Raw genomic sequence first — 22,723 nt, 5'->3', positions numbered from 1 at the left:
CCACCCGTGGGTGGAGAGCGCGGCCCCCCAGGACGGCGCTACGCGTCGATGCGGGAGCGGTCGAGTGTCGCGGCGGAGCTGGTGATGAATTCCTTGCGGGGCGCGACGTCGTTGCCCATCAGGAGGTCGAAGACCTGCTCGGCCGAGTCCAGGTCCGAGATGTTGATCCGGCGCAGGGTGCGGAACCGCGGATCCATCGTCGTCTCGGCCAGCTGGTCGGCGTCCATCTCACCCAGGCCCTTGTACCGCTGGATGGAGTCCTTGTACCGCACGTTCTTCCGCTGCAGCTCCAGGAGGGTCTCCCGCAGCTCCCGGTCGGAGTACGTGTAGATGTACTTGTCCTGGCCCTTCTTCGGCTGGCTCAGCTCGATGCGGTGCAGCGGCGGCACCGCCGCGAACACCCGGCCCGCCTCCACCATCGGCCGCATGTACCGCTGGAACAGCGTCAGCAGCAGGATGCGGATGTGCGCGCCGTCGACGTCGGCGTCCACAAGCAGGATGATCTTTCCGTAGCGCGCCGCGTCGATGTCGAAGGTCCGGCCCGACCCGGCTCCTATCACCTGGATGATCGCACCGCACTCGGCGTTCTTCAGCATGTCCGTGACGGACGCCTTCTGCACGTTCAGGATCTTGCCCCGGATCGGCAGCAGCGCCTGGAATTCCGAGTTCCGCGCGAGCTTCGCGGTGCCGAGCGCGGAGTCGCCCTCCACGATGAACAGCTCGCTGCGCTCCACGTCGTCGCTGCGGCAGTCCGCCAGCTTCGCGGGCAGCGACGAGGACTCCAGGGCGGTCTTGCGGCGCTGGGCGTCCTTGTGCTGGCGCGCCGCGATACGGGTCCTCGCGGCCGCGACCGCCTTGTCCATGACCGCGCGGGCCTGCGCCTTCGCGTCCCGCTTGGTCGACGTCAGGAACGCCTTCAGCTCCTTGGCGATGACATTGGCGACGATGCGGTTGGCCGCGGAGGTGCCGAGCACCTCCTTCGTCTGCCCCTCGAACTGCGGCTCCGCCAGACGCACCGTGACGACCGCCGTGAGCCCCTCCAGGGCGTCGTCCTTGACGATGTCGTCCTCGGCGACGCGGAGCACCTTCTGGGCGCGCATCGCCTCGTTCATCGTCTTGGTCAGCGAGCGCTCGAAACCGCTGACATGGGTGCCGCCCTTCGGGGTGGCGATGATGTTGACGAACGACTTGATCGTCGTGTCGTAACCGGTGCCCCAGCGCATCGCCACGTCCACGCCGAGCTCGCGGGTGACCTCGGTGGGCGTCATCTGGCCGTGGTCGTCCAGAACGGGGACGGTCTCCTTGAAGCTGCCCTGTCCGGAGAACCGCAGGACGTCGCAGACCGCCTTGTCCTGCGCCAGGTACTCGCAGAACTCGCTGATGCCGCCGTCGAAGCGGAAGGATTCCTCACCCTTCGTGCCGCCCTCGCCGAGACCGAACTCGTCGCGGACGATGATCGTCAGGCCCGGCACCAGGAACGCGGTCTGCCGCGCCCGCTGGTGGAGGTTCTCCAGGGAGAGCTTGGCATCCTTGAGGAAGATCTGCCGGTCCGCCCAGTAACGCACACGGGTGCCGCTGCGGGCCTTGGGGATCTTCTTGACCTTGGTCAGCTTGGCGGAGGGGTCGAAGGGCGCGTCGGGCCCGGTCTTGGCGAAAGCGCCGGGGACGCCGCGCCGGAAGCTGATCGCGTGGGTGTGCCCGGCGCGGTCGACCTCGACGTCCAGCCGCGCGGAGAGCGCGTTCACCACGGAGGCGCCCACGCCGTGCAGACCGCCCGAAGCGGCGTACGAACCGCCGCCGAACTTTCCGCCCGCGTGCAGCTTGGTCATGACGACCTCGACTCCGGAGAGACCGGTCTTGGGCTCGACGTCGACGGGGATGCCCCGGCCGTTGTCCCGGACCTCTACGGAGGCGTCGTCGTGGAGGATGACCTCGATGTGGTCGCAGTACCCGCCCAGGGCCTCGTCGACGGAGTTGTCGATGATCTCCCAGAGGCAGTGCATCAGGCCGCGGCTGTCCGTGGACCCGATGTACATGCCCGGACGCTTGCGGACCGCCTCGAGCCCCTCCAGGACGAGCAGGTGCCGCGCGGTGTAGTTGGAACCGTCCCGGTCTGCTCCTGTCAGCAATGCTGTGGACGGCACGGACGTCTCGGCGGTCACGCGGTTCGCTCCTCGCTGAATTTCAAGGGGAGTCCTTTGGGGTAAGGACGCGGCTTCGGTTGCCGGTCCGAGGGTACCGAGGCCTGGTAGAGCCGTTGTAACGCCACCCTCGTCTCAACTCAGACTAGTCCAGGCTCGCATACATGTTCGATCCCTCGATGGAGTGAAGCGCACGTCACGTTCCCTTCGAGGCATGAACCATTTAGGCTCCGGGCACGTCCTCATGAACAACCGGCAAGCCAGCCGGGGAGGATCCGACCCTGACAGACAGCGCGAAACCGTAAGACACGTAAGAGACGCAATACGGCACATTCGCCGCCAACCGGCAACGGACAACCTCCTCGGAAAGAAAATTCGAGGAAAAGCCACGAGCGGGAACGTTTTCGGCCTGGTTGGATGTTGACCCTGGTACGACAGCTCGTCGAGCTAGAGAAGAGGCGACGTGACTACTGTTCTGACCCCCGCGAGCCCCCTGACGGCCGCTGATCGCTGCGACCGCTGCGGCGCCCAGGCATACCTGCGCGTCGTCCTGTTGAGCGGCGGTGAACTGCTCTTCTGCGCCCACCACGGACGCAAGTTCGAGCCGGAACTCAAGAAGATCGCCGCTGAGATACAGGATGAGACGGAGCGACTGACCGCCGTTCCCGACAGCAGCACCGAAGAGGAACGCTGACACTTCGCATCCACGACGAGCCAGCTCCGGCACACCAGGCCGGTGAACGGGCGGCCGCTCCTGCCGACAAGCAGGAGCGGCCGCCCGCTCTCGTCACAGGGCCTCTCAGGCCCCTTCATGGGCCTCCTGGGACCCTCTGGACGTCGATCTCGGCCCCCGGGACCTGGGGCCGCCTGAGCCTCAGCCGCGGGCGTTCAGCGCGTCGACGAACTCGGAGATCCGCGTATAGACGCCCGGCCTCCCGGGGCGCCCACAGCCGCTCCCCCAGGACACGAGCCCGATGAGCCGCCCCCGTGCGACCAGCGGCCCGCCGCTGTCCCCCTGGCAGGCGTCCCGCCCGCCACCCGTCACACCGGCACAGAGCATGCTGCGGGCCACGTACCGCCCGTCGGCACTGCCCGGATACGCCTTCTCACACTCCGCGTCGGCCAGGACCTCCACGCGCGCCGCATGGAGCGTACGGGCGTAGTCACCGCTGCCCGTGGTGTCCCCCCAGCCGTACACGGCGGCGCCCGTCCCCGCCTCGTACGCAGGATCGCCCCGGCCCGCCATGCGGATCGTGTGCGTCTCGGGAAGCGGCTCGGCCAGGGTCAGCGCCGCCACGTCGCCGGAGTTCGTGTAGCCGTCGTACTCCGGGTTGATCCAGACGTCGCTCACCCGGACCTCCTCGCCCTCCGACGACCCGAGGTCGCCGCGGCCGACGATGACCCTCAGGTCCGGCACCTGGCCCAGCGGCACCCCCAGGACCTCCTTGCTCATGCAGTGGGCCGCCGTCAGGACGGTCGAGCGCCCGGTGACCACACCACCGCAGAACTGTCCGGAGCGGTCACCGCCGAACCGGTCACGACTGGCGATCGCCACCACCCACGGACTCTGGGACACCTCGACCGGGCTGCCCCCGACGATCACGCTGTCGGCCGTCGCGGGCGTCGGTGCAGCCAGCGGCAGGGCGGCGGCGGTGGCCGCCGCGACCAGCGCCCCGGTCCACGCTCGGGCGAAGGGACGACGCATGCGATCTCCTCACTCTGGGTTGCCAGTTAGTACCCCAGAGTCATGCAGTATCACCCACCCCGCACCCGCACCCCGCGCACGCGCGCGAAAGGCCCGGAGCCGCGCGCTGCGGGCTCCGGGCCTTTCGTGGAGTGCTGCTACGGCCGCCGGGGCGACCGGGTGTGGCTAGTCGAGGTAGTCGCGCAGGACCTGCGAACGCGACGGGTGACGCAGCTTCGACATCGTCTTCGACTCGATCTGACGGATGCGCTCACGCGTCACTCCGTAGACCTTGCCGATCTCGTCGAGGGTCTTGGGCTGGCCGTCCGTGAGACCGAAGCGCATGGAGACCACGCCCGCCTCACGCTCGGAGAGGGTGTCCAGGACCGAGTGCAGCTGCTCCTGGAGGAGCGTGAAGCTGACCGCGTCGGCCGGCACGACCGCTTCGGAGTCCTCGATGAGGTCACCGAACTCGCTGTCGCCGTCCTCACCCAGAGGGGTGTGGAGGGAGATCGGCTCACGGCCGTACTTCTGGACCTCGATGACCTTCTCCGGGGTCATGTCGAGTTCCTTGGCCAGCTCCTCCGGAGTGGGCTCGCGGCCCAGGTCCTGGAGCATCTGGCGCTGGACACGGGCCAGCTTGTTGATGACCTCGACCATGTGCACCGGGATACGGATGGTGCGGGCCTGGTCGGCCATGGCGCGGGTGATCGCCTGACGGATCCACCAGGTGGCGTACGTGGAGAACTTGTAGCCCTTGGTGTAGTCGAACTTCTCGACCGCGCGGATCAGACCGAGGTTGCCCTCCTGGATGAGGTCCAGGAAGAGCATGCCGCGGCCGGTGTAGCGCTTGGCCAGGGAGACCACCAGGCGGAGGTTGGCCTCCAGGAGGTGGTTCTTGGCGCGGCGGCCGTCCTCGGCGATGATCTCCAGCTCGCGCTTGAGCTTCGGGGCAAGCTTGTCGGCGTTGGCCAGCTTGTCCTCGGCGAACAGGCCGGCCTCGATGCGCTTGGCGAGCTCGACCTCCTGCTCGGCGTTGAGCAGCGGGACCTTGCCGATCTGCTTCAGGTAGTCCTTGACGGGGTCGGCGGTGGCGCCGGCCGCGGCGACCTGCTGGGCCGGCGCGTCGTCCTCGTCCTCGTCGGACAGCACGAAGCCCTGGGCGCCCTCCTCGGCGGGCTCGCCCTCGCCGGGCTTGCCGGCGGCGGGTGCCTCCTCGGTGACCTCTTCGTCCAGGAGCTCGTCGGCGTCCTTCTTGGAGGTGGTCTTCTTGGCCGCCGTCTTCTTGGCGGTGGTCTTCTTGGCGACGGCCTTCTTCGCCGTCGTCTTCTTGGCTGCGACCTTCTTCGCGGGCGCGTCCTCGGAGGCACCGTCCGCGGTCGGTGCCTCAGTGGCGGCGGTGGCGGTGGGCTTCGCCGTGGCGGCCTTGGCGGCGACCGTCCTGGTCGCGGTGCGCTTGGCCGGGCTCTTCGCTGCGACGCTCTTGCGGGGGCGCTTGGGCTCCGCGGCACTGACCATCAGCGTCACACCCTCTTCCTCGAGGATCTGGTTGAGGCTGCGCAGAACGTTCTTCCACTGGGTGGCCGGGATCTGGTCAGCTTCGAAGGCACGACGCACGTCATCGCCGGCGATCTGCCCATCAGCCTTTCCCCGCTCGATGAGCGCCATGACAGAGACGGATTCGGCGATCTCCGGCGGGAGCGTACGGGATGTGCTGGCCGACACGAACAACCTCTCGGAACGTTGGAAAACGGCTTCCGGCCCCGTCCATTGTGGACCGGAGCCGACGACCGGCGGCTGGGGATTGTGCCGACGGCGCGGGCGGGGGCCGGGGAGCTGCACAGCGTCGCGGACGACGTCTGTATTCCCTCCTCGACTATCACCTCTTAGGTCATCGCGCTGTTCCTTGGAGCGTTACGCCCAATCTACGTGGCCCGAGTCACACCACGTAAGCGCACAAAAGCATCCAGACACGGTCAGAAGCCACCTATACGCATGCACGAATGATCCCCGGATGCCCGGCGAAGAAACCCCCACATTCGAGTCGCCGGACTCCGTCGGGCTCCTGGGGAGCCCGTGGAGGTCCGGCGACACGGGGCAGCGGCGGCGGGAGTCGTCGACGGTCGCGGAGTGGCGTACGCGACGGCTCAGCGCCGCCGCGGGGCACGCGCACGACAGCGGCGCCGGGGTGGCCGCGCGGTCAGTGCTCGCGCGGGGCGGGCACGACGCGCTCCACGTCGGGGTGGACGACGAGCAGCTGCCGCATGGCGGCCTCGGCGCCGGCTCCGTCGCCCGCCGCGAGGCCCTCGACGACGCGGGAGTGGTGCACGAGGGAGGCCTCGCTGGGACGGTCGCAGCCGGTGATCGGGCCGCCCGACACCTGGAGGGCGGCCGAGACGATGCCGGACAGGTGCTCCAGCATGCGGTTGCCCGCGACCTGGATGAGCAGCGAGTGAAACTCCGCGTCGGCGCGGGAGAAGGTGATCACGTCGCCCTGACCCATCGCGTGCCCCATGATCTCGACCATGTCGGAGAGGCGCTGCTGCACCTCCTCGCGGCCGTGGCCCGCGGCGAGGCGGGCGGCGAGGGGCTCGATCATCCAGCGCAGCTCGCCGAGCTCGCGCCGCTGGTCGTCGCGCTGCGGGCCGAAGGCCCGCCACTCGATGATGTCGGGGTCGAGCAGGTTCCAGTCGCTGACGGGGCGCACGCGCGTGCCGACGTTGGGCCGGGCGCTGACGAGGCCCTTGGCCTCGAGCACGCGGAGGGACTCACGGACGACGGTGCGGGAGACCTCGAAGCGCTGGCCGATCTCCTCGGGAACGAGGGGGCGGTCGGCTCCGAGGTCGCCGGAGACGATCATCTGGCCCAGCTGCTGGACGAGTTGGCCGTGCAGCCCGCGGCCGCGACTTCCGGCGGCGCGCCGGCCCATGCGCCCCAGATCCTGGTCGGGGCCGTCCCACACGGGGGCGACGACGCGGTCGCCACCGGCGGGCTCCGCGTACGGGTATCGGTCGAGGTCGCCCGGTCCTGCGAGGCCGGAGTCGGCGGAGCGGGCGGTGGTCATCATGGTGTGCGCAAGGGTACTCACGGATCAGTTGTCGGCGCTGCCTCCAACTCCCTTGAGGTCTTTGGTGAAAAGCACACGAAAGGGTGATCGCTTACCCCGCCGCAATTGACGCCTTATCGGAAAGAAACGGACGCCCTCCGGGGAGTTGCCCACAACGCCTCGGCAGAGGGCCCCGGACGCCCCTCAGCGGACCCTGGCACGCGTCGCCGTGAACAGATACGTGCAGAGCAGAGCGGTCAGCGACAACATCAGCGCGCCGCCCACGGGTTGAGCGATCATGCGCACTCCCGCCGCCAGATACCGCTCCGCACCGAACGGCCACTGCACCAGAGCGAGGTCCCTGAGCCGCGCCGGAAGTCCGGCCGCGGATCGCACAGACGGTCCTTCGACGGCTCTCTGTACGAGGGGTACGACGACGATCGGCACCGCGAGTACGGCGGCGAGGCCGGCCGCCGTGGACCGGAAGACACCCGCGGCCAGCACCCCGGCCCAGGCGCACCCCGTCACCAGGGCAACCCAACTCGCGCCCAGCGAAAGCCAGTCGGCGGGAACCTTTGTGAGCTCGTCTCCGTATACAAGGTGGAGCAGCGCGGCGTCGGAGGCCACCGCGACGATGCTCAGCAGCAGTGCGGTGGCGGCCGCGACGAGCAGTTTGGCGCCGAGCAGCCCGAGGCGGCGCGGGACCGTGCCCCGGTCCGCGGCGAGCGCGGGATGGCGGAACTCGTCGCCGAAGGCGAGGGCTCCCAGCAGCCCTGCGCCAAGGGCGGCGGGCGGCAAGGGAAGTTCGTGCGGCCAGGCCGCGAGGAGGCGCGGCTGCGGCGTGTGCCCGGTCCGCGCGAGGAGCACGCAGAGCAGGGCGGAGCCGGCGAGGACGGCGGCCAGGGTGAAGTAGCCCGCACCGACGCCCAGCAGACGACGCACTTCGTAGCGCAGGGGGTTGAGGGGGCTTCTGCTGGGACGGACGGTGATGGGGGGTGGCAGGGGGGACAATGCGCCGCGGGGGGCGTGGGGGGCCTCGGAGAGGGGGCCAGGGCGCGCCGCTTCTGGGTCTCCTGTGGCGAGCGGGACGGTGTCGTCGCCTGCGAGCGGGAGCGGAAGCGGAAGGGTTTCTTGCGGGTCTCTGGCGGGGGGCTCGGGGTGGGGTTCGGCGCCGTGTGCGGTGTCGCCCTCGATGGCGAGTTCGGTGGAGGCAGCGATCGTGATCGCGGTGCGGGGTGGCTCCACGGGCTCCGGCTGCTCCCGCTGCGGCGGCTGCGACTGCTGCGAGGGACCCGTGTCGCCGATCTCGTCGGCGAGTTGGTGGACGAGGATGCCGTGCCGGTACGCGGTCTCGCCCACCTCGGCGCAGTTGCTTCCGTACACGGAGAGCCTGTTGCCGTCCTCCGTGACCACCTCGATCGAGCGCCGGCCCGCGCGTGCCTCTTTGGCGAGCAGGGTGCCGAGGCGGGCGGCGTGCGGGCTCCGGACGGCGACGCGGGGGCGGAGCCTGGTCCGGGCGAAGTCCGCGGCCTCTTGGTCGGCGATCAGCCGTCCCGACTCCAGAGTGACGACGCGGTCGGCGTTCCGGGCGGCCTCCTTGGAATCGTTCGTGGTGAACAGGACCGTGCCGCCCCGGTCGGCGTGGGCCCGCAGGATTCCGTGCAGCCACGCGCTCTCGCGGGCCGAGAGGCCGTCGCCCGGCCCGTCCAGGACGAGCGCGTGCGGGTCGGCGAGCAGCGCACACGCGAGCCCCAGACGGCGGTCCATGCCGCGCGAGAGGGTGCCGAGGCGCTCCTCCCTGAGGCTGACGAGTCCGACGACCTCCAGGACGTCGTCGGCGCGCCCGGCGGGCACGCCCACGGCCGCGCAGAGCATGCGCAGATGGCCGCGGACCGAACGCGCGGGGTGCCCGGGGACCTCGCCCAGGAGGACGCCCACCTCGCGCGCTGGGCGGGCGATGCGGTGCAGTGGGCGGCCTCTGAAGTAGGTGATTCCACGGCCCTGTTGGAGTTCGAGCATCAGCCGCAGCACCGTGGTCGCGTCGGCGGTGTCGGCGTCGAGCAGCGCCGTCACGCGGCCGGTGCGTGCCTCGAAGGACACGTCGTCCACGGCGGGCGGGAGCTCCTGGCGGGGATTGCTGGTCAGTCCGATGGCCTGGATCATCGCTTCTCTCGCAGGATGTGCGACCGCTCGGCGGCCGGGGCCCGTCCGCCGGATCGGGGACGGACGAACCCCGTGGGTACTGCAGCAAGATAACGCGACATTTACGGCTTTTCGGTCAGGGCTTGGGCCAGTTGTGTCCTGCCGGACCGCCGTCGGACTGCACCGTCAGACTTCGGGGCGCAACATCGGCGGGTTGAGGAGCGTCGCGCCGCCCGCGCGGAAGAGCTGGGCGGGGCGGCCGCCCTGCCGGGTGGTGGTCCCGCCGGTGGGCACGAGGAAGCCCGGCGTGCCGGTGACCTTGCGGTGGAAGTTGCGCGGGTCGAGGACGACGCCCCAGACCGCCTCGTACACCCGCCGCAACTCGCCGACGGTGAACTCCGGCGGGCAGAACGCGGTGGCCAGCGAGGAGTACTCGATCTTGGAGCGGGCCCGCTCCACGCCGTCCGCGAGGATCTGGGCGTGGTCGAAGGCGAGCGGCGCCGCCTGCTCGTCCTCCCGGCCGTAACCGCCCTGCTGGAGCAGGGCCTCGACCGGGGCCCAGCGGGCGCTGTGCGCGTCGCCGCCGGCCCGGGGCGCGGGCAGGTCGGGCGCGAGGGCGAGGTGGGCCACGCTGACCACGCGCATGCGCGGGTCGCGCTTGGGGTCGCCGTAGGTGGCGAGCTGCTCGAGATGCGCTCCGTTGGCCTGGGCGGGGGCGTCGGGGTCGTGGGCGCACAGGCCCGTTTCCTCGATCAGCTCGCGCGCGGCCGCCGCCGACAGGTCCTCATCGGCTCGTACGAAACCTCCGGGGAGCGCCCAACGCCCCTGGAACGGCTGTTCACCGCGCCGCACGGCCAGTGCGCAGAGCGCGTGCCGGCGCACGGTCAGCACGACCAGGTCGACGGTGACTGCGAAGGGCGGGAAGGCCGACGGGTCGTAGGGCGACATGCCGCGATCATAGTCGTCTGCCTGACGATAAACACCTCCTTCGCCCATAGCTGCACGGTTCGGGGCGCCGGGCCCACCCGGCCGTTCCGCCGCCGCGCGCGGTTCGCGGGGTCACACCCCCAACTGCAGTCCGTCGGCCGCCTCCTCGACCATGGCGAGGCCGAGTCTGGTGACCCGCACGGAGAACGGGGCGCCCGCGACGCTCAGCCCGCTCAGCCCCAGCTCGCCCAGCGGGGCGCTGCGGACCGGGCTCAGTTTCACCGCGCGGGCGGGCGCGTCGGGCCGGATACCGGCGAGTGTCACGAGGACGTGCACCCCCGCGGCCGCGGCGGTGGCGGCCGGGCGGCAGGCGGCCGGGTGCGGCAGCGGAGCCCCGCCTTCGGTGCGCTGCTCCCCCGCGTACATCTCGGGCAGCCGGTGGCCGAAGGACTCGGCCGCGGAGAGCAGGCCGCGCAGCAGCGAGTCGGCCTCCTTCTCGTATCCCGCCGCGGCCAGCCCCGCGACGGCGATCGCCGTCTCGTGCACGCGGACCGCTCCTCCCCGGTGTCCGAACGGGTTGTACGCGGCCTCCTTCGCGCCGAGGCTGCGCAGCCCCCACCCGGAGTCCATGGCGGGGCCGCCGAGCAGCCGGGCGAGCTGTTCGGTCCGAACCTTGTCGAGCAGACCGGGGGCGTGGGTGCCGGATCCGAGCAAACCGGTGTCCAGGAGGTGGGCCGCTCCGCCGGTGAGGTGCGGCACGGGCCGGCCGTCGGCGAGGCGGGCGGCGGCGGGTCTGCCACCGGCCCGGTCCTCCACCCAGAACTCGTCCTGGAACGCGGACCGCAGCTGTGCGGCCCACTGCCGCAGGCCGGTGGGGTCCGCCCGGCTGTGCGCGTCGAGCAGGTCGGCGCCGAGGAGCGCGGCGCGATGGGCGTGGGCCTGGATCTCGGCGCGCGCGAGCCCACCCGGGCGGGCGTCGGACAGGAACGTGCCGTCGCCGACCGAGGTGCGCAGCCACCGCAGGCACCGCTCCGCGACGGGCAGCAGTTCCTCGACCTCCGGCTCGGGCAGCCCCCACCGCCACGCCTCCGCGAGGAGCACCGGGAAGAGGAGGGTCGCCTCGGTGCCCGTGCAGCCGGGCGGCAGGTGCGGTCCCGCGTCCCGCAACGGTCCGGGGAGCATGCCGGAGCGGGGGCCCGATTCCGTGAGTTGGCTGCGGGCGAGGGTGCGCAGTGTCCCGACGGCGATGCGTGTGCCCAGCGGGAGCGCCATGCGGGCGGCGGCCAGCGCCTCGGCCGGCGCGAGTCCGCAGCGCCACGGCGCCCCCGCGGCCGGATACAGGTCGGTCGGATGCCGGGGGTCGCGGAGCAGCAACGCCTGCAGATCCTCGACGGACCGGGCGAGGAGCGGCTGCACCCGAGGGTCGTCCCCGACGGCCCGTGCCCCGGAGCCCGAGCCCGCGCGCGACGCGCCGTGGCCCGCGGCCCGGACCGGCCCGGCGCCGTCGGGCCGCACTCTCAGCTCCACACTGCGGGAGGCGCCCGGCGGCAGGTTCATCTCCCAACGCAGCAGGCCGGCGGAGGCCAGGGCGTCCGCGGGCGCCGGGTCGGCCGTGACGAGACAGTGGGCCGTGGCGGAGGACCAGCGCATGCCGGAGTCGTGCACGGTGGCGGGCAGTTCAGGTCCGGCTCTGCCCGAGGCAACCGCGCCGACCTCGGCGAGGTCCGTGCCGAGTGAGACTTCGAGGGGCAGCCGCAGGGGGCGTCCGGACGCGCTGTGCAGCGTGATGCGCTCCGTGCCGTCGGCGTGGCGGATCCGCTCGACGACGATCTCGGGGTCCGGTCCGGCGTCCGTCGGCAGGCGCAGCGTCGCGACGAAGCGGGCGCTGTCCGCGGACAGCATGCGGGCCTGCACGGCGACCGGCTCGCGGCCCGCCACCCGCACCTGGCAGCGGGACAGGGTCCGGCGCCCCGCGCGGTAGAAGCCCTCCAGTCCTCGGCCGGTCAGTTGTCCCTGGTCCGTCGAGATCGCGAGGGCGGGCAGGGCGACGCAGGTCAGCACGGCGTGCGCGGGCGGGAGCTCGCCGGTGCCGCGCGGCACCGGGGCCGGGGGCAGAGCCGGTGCCGGTGCCGGTCCGCCGGAGAAGTGGGTGGGGGCCGACGCGGCTCGCCGGCGCCCCTCTCTGTCGAAGACGGAAGACGGAGCGGGAAGAGACATGGGCAGCTTCTTCTGCGTTGTCTGCGCTACGGGAGGTCGGGGGAGGTACGGCGGCGCGACCATCCTGCGGGTACCGCCACTCAGGTGAACGGGCCGACCCGGGTCCAAGTAACGCCTCCTGGCGGGAAGCCGACCATCTGGCCCAGCACCGGCACCGTGCGCTCACTGGTCGTCCCCCGCGCCGCGCCTGCTGGCGTGGCGACGATTTCGTGGGCCAGTGCCCGGGCCAGGGCCGCCGGGGGTGCGTGGGCCGCCGACCGTCCGAGGGGCGCCGGAAGTCCGGGGGCCCTCGCCCGCCGCCGAGCGGTGCTGCCGTCGGCGGCGCCGCCGCCGAGAAGCGCCTTCCGGTGTCTCGGGGGACGCCGCGCCCGGCACCACCTCGCCGCCGCGTTCGTCGCGCCTCCTGCGCAGGCAGCGGCGGATGGACTCCGGGTCCAAGTCTTCGTTGCAGGCGCGGTTGAGGAGCTGGGCGAAGGTGTAGTCGGCGTCGGCGCGCAGTGCCATGTCGAGGGCCTCCTGGCCTTCCGCGAGGTCTCCGAGGGACCAGGCGACCCAGCCCGCGAGAGCCAGCGGTGCGGCCGCGTGCTCCGCGTACGCACCGACGCAGCGCCTGGCCAGGGCCCTCCAGAGGCGCAGCGCGGGCGGCCCGTCGGCGCCCTCCATCCATTCCGCCGCGCGATCGCGGGTCACCCTGTCCTGGAGGCCGAGGATCAGGGCGGCCGCCTCGTCGTGCGCGATCAGCTCGTCGTCCCTGTTGTCCGCGTCGAGGGGATGGGGCAGGGCGGGAGCGGCCATCAGCCGTGCCATGATCCGGCGGGCCAGGTCGAGTGTCTCGGCGGCGACTCCATGGACAGCCTGAGCGTCTCCGTCGTCTTCGAGGTCCTCCTCGCTCAGCATTCTCGGAACGAGTTCGAGAGCTGCCGCGTCGAGCGCTCGCTCCTGGTCCGTCGCCGCGGCGGTGTGCCAAGGGGTCAGCCGTCCCCTGATCTCGCTCTGCGTGACGCTCGCCCGGACGCCCATGTAGGTCGCGGCGGCGGCCAGGACCGAGGTGCCCGGCCTGAGCAGCGGGGTGCCCTCCGGCGGGCAGCAGCGGGTGTCCGGGCAGCAGTACGTCCAGAAGCGGCCTGCCGAGATGCACACGACTTCGAGCACCGGCACGTCGAGGCGGCCGCACGCCGTGCGCAGCACCTGGGCCAGCGGCCGCAGGCGCGCCACGACCTGCTGTCCGGTCTCCGCGCCGACGGGCTCCTGGCAGAGGAAGGCGACGATCCCGTCGGGGCGCTCTCCCCTCCTCTCGCATCCGCTCACCAGGCACTGGGCCAGCTGCTCCGCTACGCAGGGCCAGTCCCCCGGGCGCTCGGGGACGCCGAGGCGCACGCGGCCGCCGAACCGCCCCCGCTCGCCGTGCAGGGCGATGAGCACGACGCTCTCCTCGGGCTTGAACCCGAGCAAGTACGGCAACGCGTCCGCCAATTCGGCGGGGGTGCGCAGGGTGACCACCGGGTCGTCGAGCGGGCCGGCTGCTTCGCTGTGATTCGTCATGCGCCGACTCTCCCGCGGATCGCAGGATTCCTGTTGGCCCTGTGGATAACCCCGGTCAGGGGCACGCCAATGGTTGTCCACAGGCTCAGCGAACTCGCCCGCTCCGGCGTCAAGATGTGTCTCACACCAGCGCTCAGCTGACCGGCCGACCCAATCAGCCGTAGGGCTATTTAGGTTAGGCTAAGCTAAGGTCAACTTGCAGTTCGGACCCAGCGGTGCGCGCGTCTTCAGGGGAGGGAAATCACCCATGGGCCTACCCGCCATCGGCTCCTACCCGATGCCGGACCGCACCGCCCTCCCCCGGTCGCATGTCTCCTGGAGGCTCGATCCGGTGCGTGCCGCGCTGCTGGTCCACGACATGCAGAACCACTTCGTGGGCGCGTTCCCCACGGGGCGTTCCCCGGTGGTGGAGCTCGTCGACAACATCGCGACGCTCCGAGAACTCGCGGCGACCCTGGGCATACCCGTGGTCTTCAGTGCGGAGCCGGCCGAGCAGGGCCCCGGGCAGCGAGGACTCGTCGCCGACATGTGGGGGCCGGGCATCGGCGACGAGCCGGGCGCCGCCGCCATCGTCGCGCCCCTCACCCCCCGCCCCGGCGAGCACCTGTTGTCGAACGTGCGCCACAACGCCTTCCTGCGCAGCCACCTCGGCAGGCTGCTGCGGTCGAAAGGCCGCGACCAGCTGATCATCTGCGGGGTGTACGCACACCTGGGTGTCCTGCTGACCGCGGCGGACGCCTTCATGAACGACATACAGCCGTTCGTCGTCGCCGACGCGGTGGCCGACCTCTCCGCCGAGGAACACACGTTGGCGCTTCGCTGGGCGGCACGCACCGGAATGGTCTGCACGACGGGCGGTCTGCTGCGCGGCCTGCTCCTGCACAGGGAGCCGAACCACGCCTGAGACACGCCGATGACACGCAGGGCGCACGGACAGACGGACAGACGGACACCACGAGAGACGGAGATCATGACAGTACGGGCCGCGGTGGCCGGAGCCAGTGGCTATGCCGGCGGGGAGATCCTCCGCCTGCTGTTGTCGCATCCGGAGGTCGAGATCGGCGCGGTGACCGCGCACAGCAGCGCGGGGCGGCGACTCGTGGACGTACAACCGCACCTGGCCGCCCTCGCGGACCGGGCCCTGGAGGAGACGTCGGCCGCGTCCCTGCGCGGCCACGACGTGGTGTTCCTCGCGCTGCCGCACGGCCAGTCCGCCGCACTGGCACGCCAGTTGGAGGCGAGCACCCTCGTCGTGGACTGCGGGGCGGATTTCCGGCTGCGCGACCCGGCCGACTGGGAGCGGTTCTACGGCTCGCCGCACGCCGGGACCTGGCCCTATGGACTGCCCGAACTGCCGGGGGCGCGGGACGCGTTGAAGGGCGCCGACCGCATCGCCGTGCCGGGTTGCTATCCGACGGCGGTGACCCTGGCGCTCTTCCCTGCCTTCCTCGCACGGCTGGTGGAGCCGGAAGCCGTCGTCGTCGCCGCCAGCGGCACGTCGGGGGCGGGCCGGGTGGCCAAGCCCCATCTGGTCGGCTCCGAGGTGATGGGCTCGATGACGCCCTACGGAGTCGGCGGCGGCCACCGGCACACCCCGGAGCTGACGCAGAACCTGTCCCACGTCGCCGGTGAGCGCGTGACCGTGTCCTTCACCCCGACCCTGGCACCGATGCCCCGGGGCATCCTGGCGACCTGCTCGGCCCGCCTGCGCCCCGGCATACCGGCCGACACCGCCGAGGACGAGGTGCGTGCCGCCTACGAGAGCGCCTACGCCGACGAGCCCTTCGTACGCTTGCTGCCGCCCGGCGCCTGGCCGTCCACGGGTGCCGTCCTCGGCTCCAACACCGCCCAGCTGCAGGTCGCGGTGGACACGGCCGCCCGTCGGGTCGTCTGCGTCAGCGCCATCGACAACCTGACCAAGGGCACCGCGGGCGGCGCGGTCCAGAGCATGAACATCGCCCTCGGCCTTCCCGAAGGGACGGGCCTGCCCATGAACGGAGTGGCTCCGTGAGCGTGACCGCTGCCCGGGGATTCCTCGCGAGCGGAGTCTCCGCCGGGATCAAGGAGTCCGGCGCCCCGGACCTGGCGCTGGTGGTGAACCGCGGGCCTTCGAGCGCCGCGGCCGCCGTCTTCACCTCGAACCGCGTCCAGGCCGCACCCGTGCACTGGTCCCGGCGCGTGATCGCGGACGGCGCACTGTCCGCGGTCGTCCTCAACTCCGGTGGCGCCAACGCCTGTACGGGCCCCGCGGGCGAGGACGACACCAGGGCGATGGCCGAGCGCACGGCGCGTGCTGTGGGCACCGAGCCCGGGCAGGTCGCGGTGTGTTCCACCGGACTCATCGGCGTTCGGCTGCCCATGGAGCGGGTGACGCCGGGCATCGAGTCTGCCGCGGCACAACTGTCGGAGGACGGCGGCGAGGCCGCCGCGGTGGCGATCAAGACGACCGACTCGGTGCACAAGACGTCGGTGGCGTCCGGTCCCGGCTGGACCGTGGGCGGCATGGCGAAGGGCGCGGGCATGCTGGCCCCCGGACTCGCGACCATGCTGGTGGTCCTCACCACCGATGCCGACGTGAGCGCCGCGGTGCTCGACTCCACGCTCAGGGAGGCGGTGCGCACCACCTTCGACCGGGTGGACTCCGACGGCTGCATGTCCACCAACGACACCGTGCTGCTGCTCGCTTCGGGGGCCTCGGGGGTGCGGCCGGACCCGGACCGGTTCGCCGAGGCCGTGCACGGCGTCTGTCTCGACCTGGCACTCCGGCTCGTCGCGGACGCGGAGGGCGCCTCCAAGGACATCGAGATACGAGTGGTCGGCGCCGCGTCCGAGCAGGATGCCGTGACGGTCGGCCGGTCGGTGGCCCGCAACAACCTCCTCAAGTGCGCCCTGCACGGCGAGGACCCGAACTGGGGCCGGGTGCTCTCGGCCATCGGTACGACCTCCGCCGTCTTCGACCCGGACCGCCTCGACGTGGCGATCAACGGCGCATGGGTGTGCCGGGACGGTGCGGCGGGTGAGCCACGGGACCAGGTGGACCTGTCGGGGCGTCAGGTGACGGTCACCGTCGACCTGCGCTCGGGCGAGGCGGCGGCGACGATCTGGACGAACGACCTCACCGCGGCGTACGTCCACGAGAACAGCGCGTACAGCTCGTGAACGGAGTAGGGGCAGACATGCGAACGGTCGTCAGGGAGCACGCGGATCTCAGCTCCGAGGAACCGCGGGGCTCCGGGGACCCGCAGGCCTCCGAGGAACTGCGGGGCAGCGTGGTCGTCGTGAAGTTCGGCGGGCACGCCATGGTGGACGCCGATCTGCAGCAGACCTTCGCGCGTGACGTCGTGGACCTCTGGCACGCGGGCCTGCGCCCCGTCGTCGTACACGGCGGCGGCCCGCAGATCAACGCGATGCTCGACCGTCTCGGCCTGGAGACCCGGTTCGCGGCGGGCATGCGGGTGACGACGCCGGAGACCATGGAGGTGGTCCGCATGGTGCTGACCGGCCGGGTCCAGCGGGATCTGGTCGGCCACATCAACGCCCATGGACCCTTCGCCGTGGGCATGACGGGCGAGGACGCGCACACGATGACGGCCGTGCGGCGGTCCGTCCGGGTGGACGGCCGGTCCGTGGACATCGGTCTCGTCGGCGACATCGTGGACGTGAACACCGGCGCAGTGCGCACGCTTCTGGAGCAGGGCCACATACCGGTCGTCTCCCCCGTGGCACGCGGCGAGGACGGTCAGGTCTACAACGTCAACGCCGATCTCGCGGCGTCCGCCCTGGCCGTGGCTCTCGACGCCGAGCGCCTGGTGATGCTCACCGACGTGGAGGGCCTGTACGCGAACTGGCCGCACAGCACCGAGGTGATCGAGCGGCTGACGGCCGATGCGCTGGACGAGCTGCTGCCGGAGCTGGCGAGCGGGATGCTGCCGAAGATGGAGGGGTGCCTGCGGGCCGTCCGCGGCGGCGTGCGCAAGGCGCACGTCCTCGACGGGCGGGTGCCGCACGCGGTGCTGCGGGGCGTCCTGGACAGGACCAGCCCCGGCACGACCGTGGTTCCCGACAACAGTCCTGACCTCGCCGAGTGCGCTGTCTGAGCGCGTCACGGACGCAGGAAACGGGCGAAGGCGCGGACGAAAGAAGCAGACGAAGGCTCCCGGCCCGGGGGTGTGATCCGGGACGGGAGCCGTACGTGTCGCGACGTGTCAGAGACTCCGCGCGAGTATCCGCGCGTTGCGCCGGGGGTCGAGGGAGCGTGCCCAGGACGGGGGCGCCAGGCGCGCGTCCGCGGGGGCGAAGCCGTACCGGAGGAAGAGGTCGCCGCCGCCCGTCGTCGCCGTGAACAGGGCGTCGAGCGATTTGGCGTGCGCCACGGTCAGGACGGCGCGCAGCAGCCCCGCGCCCACTCCGCGGCCCTGCCGGTGCCCGGCCACGCAGAAGTTGTACAGGACGCCGGCGGCCCCGCGGCCCTCCGCCGGATCGGCCGGGTGCACGCGGAGGCCCACGCAGCCCTCGAGGGGGCTGCCCGGTACGTCCATCACGAGGAAGTCGGCGGCGTGGGCCGCGTAGAGCGAGGGCGGGCGCTCCCGCAGCGCACCGGAGCGCACGAAGGGCCGGGACAGGGCGACGAGCGCGGCGGCGTCCTCCTCACGGGCGGCGCGCACGGTGGGCATCCCCTCGGGGAGCTCGTGCCGCAGCGGGGCCGAGTGCTCGTGCAGCGGCGGGGCAGGGCGCGGCGTAGCCGTGATCAAGGCTGTACCTTCCTCGGTGTTCCACGGTAGGAGAACGGCTCGTCGCCGTGATTCACTGCCGTGTCACGTCAACGGGACAAGCGAGATAAGGCTAGCCTTACCTAACTAGCGAGTCCAGTTGGGGTGATCTTCCGCACCGGCGGGCACGGGCCGACCGGGAAGCGCGGGGGCAATCCGGCAATCTGGCAATCCCCGACGGGGAGCGCGGGGGCATCGAGGAGCACAGGTCCGAAAACAACAAAGGGCAAGAGGGGATACTCACCTCTTGCCACTCTCAACTTATAGCGCACTGGGGGGCTTGCGGCAAGGCCCCGGTCGTCCCTCACAATCACTGGCCTAAGCCTGTTCCTGGGCCTAGGTCTGATCCTGCGGATATCGGAGACCCCCCTGACCACCAGTGCTTTCAACCTGCCCGCCAACCTTTCGGCCAAGGTCGACCCGGCGCTGATCGGCCGCGACGAACAACACTTCGCCGCCATCGCGGAGAGCCTCGACCAAGCCATCGGCGAACTCTCCGGCCGTCTCGACGTCCTGCGCAAGGCGCCCGGCGGCATCGGCCGGGAGGCGATGGACCGGGACTCGGAGATCCACCGGCTGAGCAGTCGGCTGCGCACCCTGCGCCGCTTCGGTCTCGACCTGTGTCTGGGGCACGTCGTCACCACGGACGACGCCGACGCGGAGCCGCTCTACATCGGACGTCTCGGTCTCACCGACAGCGAGGGCAACCGGCTCCTCGTCGACTGGCGTTCGCCCGCGGCCGAGCCGTTCTTCGCGGCGACCCACGCCAACCCGATGGGTCTGGCGAGCCGCCGCAGGTACCGCTGGACCAGCGGCCGGATCAGCGACTACTGGGACGAGGTGTTCACCGCCGACGGCCTCGAACACCACGCCGCGCTCGACGACCAGTCCGCCTTCATCGCCAGCCTGGGCGGCAACCGGTCGGCCCGGATGCGCGACGTGCTCGGCACCATCCAGGCCGACCAGGACGCCATCATCCGCGCGAGCTCCCGCGGCGCCCTCGTCGTCGACGGCGGCCCTGGCACCGGCAAGACCGTCGTCGCCCTGCACCGCTCCGCGTACCTCCTCTACTCCGACCCCCGCCTCGGCAAGAACCGCCGCGGCAGCGTGCTCTTCGTCGGCCCGCACGAGCCCTACCTGGGTTACGTCGCCGACATCCTGCCCAGCCTGGGCGAGGAGGGCGTGCAGACCTGCACGCTGCGGGACCTCGTCGCCGAGGGCGCCGCGGCGGGCCCGGAGGCCGACCCCGCGGTGGCCCGCCTGAAGTCGTCGGCGGACATGGTGAAGGCGGTCGAGAAGGCCGTCGCGTTCTACGAGGAGCCGCCGACCGACGCCGTCACGGTCAGGACACCCTGGTCCGAGGTAAGGGTGAGCAAAGCCGACTGGGCCGAGGCGTTCCGGGCACCGGGTCCTGCCACCGCGCACAACGAGGCGCGTGAGCTGATCTGGGAGGAGCTGGCCACGATCCTCATGGACAAGCAGGGCATGGACGAGGAGGAGGACGGCGTATCCCCCGAGATGTTCCTGCGGACGCTGCGGCAGGACAGGGAGCTCGTCACGACCCTCAACCGCGCGTGGCCGCTGCTCGAAGCCGCCGATGTCGTCTCCGACCTGTGGACGGTCCCCGCGTATCTGCGGATGTGCGCGCCCTGGCTCGACCGCGACGACGTCATGAGGCTGCAGCGCAAGGACGCCCCGCAGGCCTGGACCGTGTCCGACCTGCCGATCCTGGACGCGGCGCGGCAGCGGCTCGGTGACCCCGCGGCCGCGCGGCGCAGGCGGCGGCACGACATCGCGGTCGCCGCCGAACGCGAGCGCATGTCCGGTGTCATCGACCAGATCCTGGCGGCCGCCGACTTCGCCTCGGCGGGTGACGACAGCGAAGGCGCCGTGCGGATGCTGCACGGCAAGGACCTCCAGGACAGCCTGATCGACGAGAGGGCCCTGCCCACCGAGGACCCGGATCGGCTCGCGGGCCCGTTTGTGCACGTCGTCGTGGACGAGGCGCAGGAACTGACCGACGCGGAGTGGCAGATGCTGCTGCTGCGCTGCCCGTCGCGCAGCTTCACCATCGTCGGCGACCGCGCCCAGGCGAGGCACGGCTTCACCGAGTCGTGGGAGGAGCGCCTGGCGCGGGCCGGGATCGACCGGATCACGATGGCTTCCCTGAGCATCAACTACCGCACGCCGGAAGAGGTCATGGCGGAGGCCGAGCCGGTCATCCGCGCCGAGCTGCCCGACGCGAACGTGCCGACGTCCATCCGCAGCAGCGGCGTCCCCGTCGTGCACGGGGCGGTCATGGACCTGGAGTCGGTCCTCGACGACTGGCTCGCCGCACACGAGGGCGGGGTCGCGTGCGTCATCGGCAACCCCGCGTTCCACGAGAAGTACCAGGCTCCGCCGCGGGTGAGCTGCCTGACCCCGGAGCTGTCGAAGGGCCTTGAGTTCGACCTGGTCGTCCTCGTCGAGCCGGACACGTTCGGTGCGGGAATCGAGGGGGCGGTCGACCGCTATGTCGCGATGACGAGGGCGACCCGGCAACTCGTGATCCTGACGGGCTCCTGAGCCCCCCGGGGGGGGCGGTGCGCCTACTGCCCCGTCGCCGTGCGCCTACTGCCCCGTCGCGCGTCCGTCGACGTAGGTCGCCGCCACCTCGATGGCGCCGATGCGCGACGTGTCGACGCGGCGGGGGTCGTCGCCGAGCACGACGAGGTCGGCGCGCTTGCCCGGGGTGAGGCTGCCCAAAGTGTCCTCCCAGTGGCAGGCGTGGGCGCCGGCGACCGTGTAGGCGTGCAGGGCCTCGTCGACGGTGATGGCCTCGTCCGGGCCGATCACCTGGCCCGAGGCGGAGGCGCGCTCGACCATGAACTGGACGGCGCGCAACGGGGAGCCGTCGGTGACGGGGCGGTCGGAGCTGCCGACGAGAGGGATGCCTTGGTCGAGGAAGCCTCGGCCTCGGTAGAGCCAGGGTGCCCTTTCCTCACCCATGATCGCCGCGTAGTCGTCACCGAAGTGACGCAGGAAGTTGGGCTGGACGACCGCGGTGACGCCGAGCCGTGCGAAGCGCGGGAGCTGGTCGGGGCGGATCAGTCCGGCGTGCTCGACACGGTGCCGGGCCTTCGGGCGCGGCCGCAGGCGCTGGGCGCGCTCCAGGGCGTCCAGGGCGAGGTCGGCCGCGCGGTCGCCGATCGCGTGGACGGCGAGCTGCCAGCCCGCGAGGTGGCCGTCCACGATCGTGTCGGCGAGCACCTGGGGGTCGTCCTGCAACTGGCCCGCGTGGTCCAGGCCTTCGTACGGTCGGGTGAGCGCGGCGGTACGGGCCATCATGCCGCCGTCGGTGTAGATCTTGAGCGCGCCCACGGAGAGCCGGTCGTCGCCGAACCCGGTGCGCAGGCCGAGGTCGAGCGCCCTGGGGATGCCGTCGGCCGGGTGCGCGGCGACCCGGTTCAGCCGGTCCGCGGACACCATGAGCTGGACGCGCAGCGGCAAAAGCCCTTCGTCGCGGGCGAGTTGGTACGCGCCCAGCTCGACCGGGCTGTGACCGAAGAGGGTGCCGCCGATGCCTGCCTCGGCGCAGGCGGTGACGCCCTCGGCCAGACAGGTACGGGCGGCGCGCCCGATCGCTTCGGCCAGCTCGCTCTGGGAGTACGGCAGCCGCAGCGCGCGGGCGGCGCCCATCGCGCCCTCGGCCAGGAAGCCGTTCTCGTGCGGGACGCCGGCGGGGAGCAGGTCGAGTACGGCGGAGTTGACGACGCAGCCGTGCCCGGAGTCGTGCAGCAGGAACACCTTGCGGCCGTGGCTGACCCGGTCCAGTTCGGCGGCGGTCAGATGGCGGCCGAGGGCTCGCTGGTCGTAGCCGGCGATGCTCAGCCAGGAGCCGGGGGCGCCCTCGCGGGTGGCCGCCGCGTCCACCGCGGCGAGCACGTCGTCGATCCGCGTGCGGCCCGCGATGCTCGGGGTCGTCTCCTTGAGCCCGGTCCAGGCCAGGTGCACATGGGCGTCGACGAAGCCGGGCAGCACGGTGGCGCCCTGCAGGTCGATCACCTCGCGCGCGGGAAGCGAGGCCACAGCCTCGTCCTGGCCCGCAATCCGGCCCCGCCAGATGCCCAGCTCGTGGGCGACGGGGTGGTCCGGATCCATCGTGAGGAAGCGCGCGTTGGTCAGTCTGGTGCAGAGCATCGACGGGGTCCCTCCGCGGTGCGGAACGCGTGCGGGGCCTGCGGGGCGCGCAGGGCTTGCGGGGGCGTGCGGGGCG

16 protein-coding genes are annotated in these 22,723 nt (G+C 71.8%); 6 read left to right on the top strand and 10 right to left on the bottom strand.

Features of this window, described 5'->3' with window-relative positions:
- Positions 1-38 precede the first annotated feature (38 nt).
- Positions 39-2,162: a type IIA DNA topoisomerase subunit B gene (locus ACZ56E_RS14575; RefSeq protein WP_398305143.1), complete on the bottom strand. Its 2,124-nt coding sequence runs from the start codon at positions 2,160-2,162 to the stop codon at positions 39-41.
- A 442-nt stretch (positions 2,163-2,604) separates the two neighbouring features.
- Here ACZ56E_RS14575 and ACZ56E_RS14570 point away from each other — a divergent pair, with 442 nt between their 5' ends.
- The gene (locus ACZ56E_RS14570; protein WP_362992703.1) at positions 2,605-2,835 is read left to right on the top strand and encodes a DUF7455 domain-containing protein; all 231 of its coding nucleotides are present in this window, start codon (positions 2,605-2,607) and stop codon (positions 2,833-2,835) included.
- A gap of 180 nt (positions 2,836-3,015) precedes the next feature.
- On the opposite strand, the gene ACZ56E_RS14565 is transcribed toward ACZ56E_RS14570, so the two are convergent.
- The 7 genes from ACZ56E_RS14565 to ACZ56E_RS14535 all read right to left on the bottom strand — a co-directional run bounded on the left by ACZ56E_RS14565 (position 3,016) and on the right by ACZ56E_RS14535 (position 13,699).
- A complete protein-coding gene (locus tag ACZ56E_RS14565; protein ID WP_471214233.1) occupies positions 3,016-3,846 on the bottom strand; it encodes a S1 family serine peptidase in 831 nt (276 codons plus the stop codon).
- Between the two features lie 165 nt (positions 3,847-4,011).
- Positions 4,012-5,556 (bottom strand): RNA polymerase sigma factor, encoded by a 1,545-nt coding sequence (locus tag ACZ56E_RS14560; protein ID WP_398305137.1) that lies wholly within the window; start codon positions 5,554-5,556, stop codon positions 4,012-4,014.
- Between the two features lie 469 nt (positions 5,557-6,025).
- A complete protein-coding gene (locus ACZ56E_RS14555) occupies positions 6,026-6,913 on the bottom strand; it encodes a FadR/GntR family transcriptional regulator (protein WP_471214230.1) in 888 nt (295 codons plus the stop codon).
- 162 nt (positions 6,914-7,075) lie between these two features.
- Positions 7,076-9,034, bottom strand: a complete 1,959-nt coding sequence (locus tag ACZ56E_RS14550) for an ATP-binding cassette domain-containing protein (RefSeq protein ID WP_471214229.1) — start codon at positions 9,032-9,034, stop codon at positions 7,076-7,078.
- Between the two features lie 165 nt (positions 9,035-9,199).
- On the bottom strand, positions 9,200-9,961 hold the full coding sequence (locus tag ACZ56E_RS14545; protein ID WP_362992694.1) for an NUDIX hydrolase: 762 nt from the start codon (positions 9,959-9,961) through the stop codon (positions 9,200-9,202).
- 111 nt (positions 9,962-10,072) lie between these two features.
- Entirely contained in the window at positions 10,073-12,157 is a 2,085-nt protein-coding gene (locus ACZ56E_RS14540) for a glycogen debranching N-terminal domain-containing protein (RefSeq protein ID WP_471214227.1), read from the bottom strand.
- A 162-nt stretch (positions 12,158-12,319) separates the two neighbouring features.
- On the bottom strand, positions 12,320-13,699 hold the full coding sequence (locus ACZ56E_RS14535) for a DUF4192 domain-containing protein (RefSeq protein ID WP_471214224.1): 1,380 nt from the start codon (positions 13,697-13,699) through the stop codon (positions 12,320-12,322).
- Positions 13,700-13,946: 247 nt separating this feature from the next.
- On the opposite strand from ACZ56E_RS14535, the gene ACZ56E_RS14530 reads away from it, so the two are divergent.
- From ACZ56E_RS14530 to argB, 4 genes are all read left to right on the top strand, one after another.
- Positions 13,947-14,603: an isochorismatase family protein gene (locus ACZ56E_RS14530; protein WP_471214221.1), complete on the top strand. Its 657-nt coding sequence runs from the start codon at positions 13,947-13,949 to the stop codon at positions 14,601-14,603.
- Between the two features lie 66 nt (positions 14,604-14,669).
- The gene (gene argC / locus ACZ56E_RS14525; protein ID WP_471214220.1) at positions 14,670-15,710 is read left to right on the top strand and encodes an N-acetyl-gamma-glutamyl-phosphate reductase; all 1,041 of its coding nucleotides are present in this window, start codon (positions 14,670-14,672) and stop codon (positions 15,708-15,710) included.
- Positions 15,707-16,858 (top strand): bifunctional glutamate N-acetyltransferase/amino-acid acetyltransferase ArgJ, encoded by a 1,152-nt coding sequence (argJ, locus tag ACZ56E_RS14520; protein WP_471214219.1) that lies wholly within the window; start codon positions 15,707-15,709, stop codon positions 16,856-16,858. Before argC ends, argJ begins: the two co-directional genes overlap by 4 nt.
- A gap of 17 nt (positions 16,859-16,875) precedes the next feature.
- Complete coding sequence (gene argB, locus ACZ56E_RS14515; RefSeq protein WP_471214218.1) at positions 16,876-17,796, top strand: acetylglutamate kinase; 921 nt, start codon at positions 16,876-16,878, stop codon at positions 17,794-17,796.
- A 108-nt stretch (positions 17,797-17,904) separates the two neighbouring features.
- Here argB and ACZ56E_RS14510 read toward each other — a convergent pair whose 3' ends face one another.
- The gene (locus tag ACZ56E_RS14510) at positions 17,905-18,450 is read right to left on the bottom strand and encodes a GNAT family N-acetyltransferase (protein WP_471214216.1); all 546 of its coding nucleotides are present in this window, start codon (positions 18,448-18,450) and stop codon (positions 17,905-17,907) included.
- Positions 18,451-18,822: 372 nt separating this feature from the next.
- Between ACZ56E_RS14510 and helR the strand changes: the two genes are divergently transcribed.
- Positions 18,823-21,033, top strand: a complete 2,211-nt coding sequence (helR, locus tag ACZ56E_RS14505; RefSeq protein WP_471214806.1) for an RNA polymerase recycling motor ATPase HelR — start codon at positions 18,823-18,825, stop codon at positions 21,031-21,033.
- Between the two features lie 45 nt (positions 21,034-21,078).
- On the opposite strand, the gene ACZ56E_RS14500 is transcribed toward helR, so the two are convergent.
- Positions 21,079-22,647 carry an amidohydrolase gene (locus ACZ56E_RS14500; protein ID WP_471214215.1) on the bottom strand — a complete coding sequence of 523 codons (1,569 nt, stop codon included), beginning with the start codon at positions 22,645-22,647 and terminating at the stop codon, positions 21,079-21,081.
- Between the last annotated feature and the right edge of the window lie 76 nt (positions 22,648-22,723).

It is taken from the genome of Streptomyces sp. NPDC039480, from assembly GCF_055597165.1.
Note: the sequence above shows the minus strand (reverse complement) of the source record. Positions and strands in the feature narration are given on the sequence as shown.